This is a genomic window from Mesorhizobium sp. f-mel, assembly GCF_053850215.1.
Map to the genome: position 1 here is coordinate 1 of NZ_JBSPTO010000066.1, position 4,235 is coordinate 4,235.

General features: G+C 60.5%; 7 protein-coding genes. 3 read left to right on the forward strand and 4 right to left on the reverse strand.

Annotation, left to right across the window (positions count from 1 at the left end; genetic code table 11):
* Positions 1-133: 133 nt before the first annotated feature.
* From ACWUKX_RS30805 to ACWUKX_RS30820, 4 genes are all read right to left on the reverse strand, one after another.
* Positions 134-403, reverse strand: coding sequence for a DUF2285 domain-containing protein (locus ACWUKX_RS30805; RefSeq protein ID WP_456010431.1), 270 nt, complete (start codon positions 401-403; stop codon positions 134-136).
* Positions 404-599: 196 nt separating this feature from the next.
* Entirely contained in the window at positions 600-920 is a 321-nt protein-coding gene (locus ACWUKX_RS30810; protein ID WP_456010432.1) for a hypothetical protein, read from the reverse strand.
* Between the two features lie 94 nt (positions 921-1,014).
* Entirely contained in the window at positions 1,015-1,170 is a 156-nt protein-coding gene (locus ACWUKX_RS30815; protein ID WP_456010433.1) for a hypothetical protein, read from the reverse strand.
* A gap of 19 nt (positions 1,171-1,189) precedes the next feature.
* Complete coding sequence (locus ACWUKX_RS30820; protein WP_456010434.1) at positions 1,190-1,399, reverse strand: helicase HerA-like domain-containing protein; 210 nt, start codon at positions 1,397-1,399, stop codon at positions 1,190-1,192.
* A 394-nt stretch (positions 1,400-1,793) separates the two neighbouring features.
* On the opposite strand from ACWUKX_RS30820, the gene ACWUKX_RS30825 reads away from it, so the two are divergent.
* From ACWUKX_RS30825 to ACWUKX_RS30835, 3 genes are read left to right on the forward strand one after another with little or no spacing between them, the layout of a single operon-like run.
* Positions 1,794-2,066, forward strand: a complete 273-nt coding sequence (locus ACWUKX_RS30825) for a type II toxin-antitoxin system HigB family toxin (protein ID WP_456010435.1) — start codon at positions 1,794-1,796, stop codon at positions 2,064-2,066.
* A gap of 36 nt (positions 2,067-2,102) precedes the next feature.
* Positions 2,103-2,483, forward strand: a complete 381-nt coding sequence (locus tag ACWUKX_RS30830; RefSeq protein ID WP_456010436.1) for a helix-turn-helix domain-containing protein — start codon at positions 2,103-2,105, stop codon at positions 2,481-2,483.
* 31 nt (positions 2,484-2,514) lie between these two features.
* Positions 2,515-4,212, forward strand: a complete 1,698-nt coding sequence (locus tag ACWUKX_RS30835; protein ID WP_456010437.1) for a recombinase family protein — start codon at positions 2,515-2,517, stop codon at positions 4,210-4,212.
* Positions 4,213-4,235: the final 23 nt, after the last annotated feature.

A 4,235-nucleotide genomic window follows, 5' to 3' on the forward strand; every position in this document is an offset into this window, starting at 1 on the left:
GGTGACGGTCCGGATCGAAGGAGCCGGCCTAGTCACGGTAGATGTCGAAACAGTATCGCACGAGCCCGCGCCTAGGGTGCGTCAGTCTCGGTGACATGTTTTGCTGATCCCCGCCTCTGGCTCCGCTTCGCTGTCAAGGATCAGTGCGGGCCCCCGCCTGCCAGAAGATATTTGTAGCCGTTGTGGTCATACGTCGGGTGCGGGCAAGATGACTCTCCCAAGCGCGGAACGCACCGCTCCGGCTCCTTTTCGGGATGATGTGTAAGAGGATCCTGGCAACCTCACGCCAGTCAGCATCTTCGGCCGCGGCGTCGAGAAGGCGAACGTAGGTGAGCAGCCGGTCCTCATCGTAGCCGGTCAGCACGGAAGAAGCGGAGCCTTCGTCGGTCACATCGGGATCCATGCGGGGTCATTTCTTCTTTTTCGTCGAGAAGGCGGCAGTGCTCGAGGCCTCGGACCAGTACGGACGGCAGCTCATTCTGAGCTGTGAAGCCCTCATGTCTGAATCGAAGTGAGCAACACCAAGGTTCCGGCCGGCGGGCTTTTTTGTGTTCAGGCCCTCTGGTACAACCCTAAGGCATGCGTATGGATGACGGCGATCACGAGTACCGTGAAGACCTGAAGCAAAGAAGGGTCACTGGGACGACGGCTTTCCGAGAGAGAATAAGCAAGCAGATCAGAACGACGATCATGTTCAGCGTTAGCGCGGGCAATTTTACGCCGAATAGGTTTCGACAGAATCCGTAGGTCTTGTTTTCCTCGAATAGGATCTCGAATTTTGTGGTATCGAGCGTTCGCTCCCTAAGCCAATTCCCGCAGCGCTCGTAAAAACCATCCACCTTCAGTGGATTGCTTTCTTCGTCGTTCGCTGTTGGCGCCGGTGCGTGCTTGATGGAGAGGTTCGGCTCGTAGGCCGACACGCCGGTCTCCGGCCCGGGATTGGTGCCCTCGCCTCCATCATGCGTCGATTGAAGGCATAGGCCGCTGCATTGTCGGCGCTGCCAGCATGGAATTTCAGCCACAAGGGTGTCGATTTGAGCTGTCCCCGTCGCTCGATATCTGAAATCGGCCCGAGCTGGCCGACGGTGCCCGCACCTTCACCTTCTCGACCTCGCTCGGCACATTGCCCTCGCCGATGACCGAAACCAGTGCCTCGCCGATCTTCAGCACCGGCAATTCCACTCGAGTCTTAAAGCCCTTGCGCGGCCGGATGGTATCCGACCGCCGTACGGATCTTGCGCAGCGATTCCGCAGTGTGAGCGCGCATCGCATGCAGGATCCTCTTCCCGAGCTGTTCGAGCATGGCCGATGGCACATCGATCCGCGATTGCGTGAGACACTTTGGCGAGTACTGGCCAACCCAGCCCTTTTCCAAGTCGCGGTATCCGATTCGCCGCACAATGGCGGCGCCCCCCTTCCCTTATCCCTGCAGATGGGTTTCCGATGGTTCCTGATGATGCTCGGCACCGGGTTCTGGAGGCATGGCAGCCAAACGAGATAGGATCAGGATGGAGGTTCGCGACCCGTCGGTTGAATCCGACACGTCTGCCGGATCTCCGACCATCGCAGACGCAGCTGTCCTGCGTCTCGCCCGCATAATCGGCCGTCAGATCGCCCGCGAGCAGTTTGAACGTAGGTTGACAGCCGAACGGCGTCCGAAAACCGGGACGTGGTCCGCCGATCGCCCCTGAACCCGCCTCGGCAGCGCATTGCGTTTCCCCGGCGAAGCTTCCCCGCCGGGATCTTTCCAGATTTGGCTTGCACCCATTTCGGGACCAAAGTAAGGTTTCATCATGAGGATTATTGCCCGTCGCACCTTGCGGAAGTTTGTCGACAGGCTTGAGACGCACCAGCCGGCAGTGAAGGCCGCGCTAGATGCCTGGTTCGACGAAGTCGGCAAGGCGGACTGGAAGAGTTCGGCTGATGTGAAGCGGCTTTACGCGACGGCCAGCATCATCAGCGCCGAGCGGACTGCCTTTAACATCAAGGGCAATGCGTATTGCTTGCTGGTGGCGGTCGACTTCGAGAAGAGCATCGTCTGGATCAAGTGGATCGGCACCCACTGAGCTCCTATGACAGGATTGACGTGACGGAGGTCAAACATGGCGATTGAGCTAAAGCCCGTCCGTTCCGAGGCGGATTACGCGGCGGCGCTTGCCGAAGCGGAGCGTCTGTGGGGCGCAAAGAGCGGCACGCCTGAGGGCGATCGGTTGGACGTACTCGCGACGCTGATTGAGGTCTACGAGGAAAAAAACCATCCGATGGACCCACCCGATCCGATCGAGGCGATCAAGTTCCGCATGGAGCAGCAGGGTCTGTCCCGCAAGGATCTGGAACCGATAATCGGAACACGGGGCCGAGTAGCCGAGGTGCTTAACCGCCGGCGCGGTCTCTCGATTGAGATGATCCGTAACCTGCACGACCAGCTCGGCATCTCGGCCGAAGTCCTGATCCGCCCCACCCGCCAGGAAGCGGCCCCCTGACGGGACGATAGAAGCCGAGAGGATACTCCAGATGACCCGCATCGCGCTTTACGCCCGTTATTCATCTGAAAGCCAGCGGGACTCCTCGATCGAGGATCAGTTCCGTGTCTGTCGCGAGCGAGCAAAGCGGGAAAGCTGGAAGATCGCCGGTTGCTACAAGGATGCGGGCATATCCGGATCGAGCATGATCCTGCGGCCTGGCATCCAGATGCTGCTGCAGGATGCGCAGGAGGGCCTGTTTGACTTGGTGCTCGCCGAGGCGCTGGACCGGGTAAGCCGCGATCAGGCCGACGTAGCCACCTTGTTCAAGCATCTGAAGTTCGCCGGCGTACCGATCGTCACCCTGGCTGAAGGAGAAATCACTGAGCTCCATGTTGGGCTGAAGGGCACGATGAACGCGCTGTTCCTGAAGGATCTTGCCGCCAAGACGCATCGCGGCCTGCGCGGTCGAGTCGAGGACGGCAAGTCCGGCGGCGGGCTTTGCTACGGCTACAAGATCGTCAAGAAGCTGGACCATCGCGGCGAACTGATCAGAGGCGACCGCGAGATCGACGTTTACGAAGCCGAGGTCGTGCGTCGCATCTTCCGCGACTTTGCGGCCGGCATCGGCCCGCGCACCATTGCGAAGACGCTGAACGACGAAGGTGTTGCTGGTCCCGGCGGCAAGGCCTGGATTGACACGACGATCCGCGGGCATCAGAAGCGTGGCTCTGGTATCGTCAATAACGAACTCTATATCGGACGGCTGATCTGGAACCGGCTGCGCTATGTGAAGGACCCGTCCACTGGCAGGCGCGTGTCGCGCATGAACCCGGAATCTGACCGGATCGTGACCGAGGTTCCCGAGTTGCGGATCGTCGATGACCAGCTCTGGCAGGCGGTCCGTGTTCGCCAGAGCGAGATCGTCGAGAAATATGCCAATGTGACCGAGGCGGTGCGCGAGCACCATAGGAAGAACAAGCTGAACGGCGCACGCCGGCCGAAGTCGTTGCTGTCCGGTCTGATCTTCTGCGGCTGCTGCGGTGGACCTTACTCGCTTCGTGGGGCTGGCCGCTTTGCCTGCTCGAGCCACATCGCCAACAAATCCTGTTCCAACAGCCGCACGATCCCGCGCGAAGAGCTGGAGAACCGCGTGCTGGCCGGTCTCAAGGACCGGATGATGTCGCCAGAGGTAGCAGCAGAGGCCATGCGCGCCCATGCGGAGGAGACGAACCGGCTCAACCGCGAGCGCCGGTCCAAAGGCGACGCATGGCGGACAGAGCTTGAGAAGACCGGGCGCGAGTTGGAGAAGGCCATCAACGCCATTCTCGCCGGCGTGTCTCCCCTGACGCTGAAAGAGAGGATCGAGAAGCTGGAAATGCGCAAGGGCGAGCTGTCCGCCCTCCTTGCTGACGTGCCGGAGGATGCCCCAATCCTGCTGCCGAGCGCGTCGACTATCTACGCGAAGAAGGTCGTCCGGCTGACGGAAGCGCTGAACCGTCCTGAAGCGCGGACAGCGGCTGCCGAGGCATTGCGCACGCTGATCGCAAAAATCGTGCTGCGCCCGGGCCCCAATCGCGGGGAAATCGACGCGGTGCTTTATGGGGAACTAAGCACGATCCTGAACTGGATTGAGCGCGAGCCGAATGGAAAGACCGTAAAAAAGAACACTCCCGGAGCTGGGCTCTCGGGAGTGTCGGTATCAGTGGTTGCGGGGACAGGATTTGAACCTGTGACCTTCAGGTTATGAGCCTGACGAGCTACCGGGCTGCT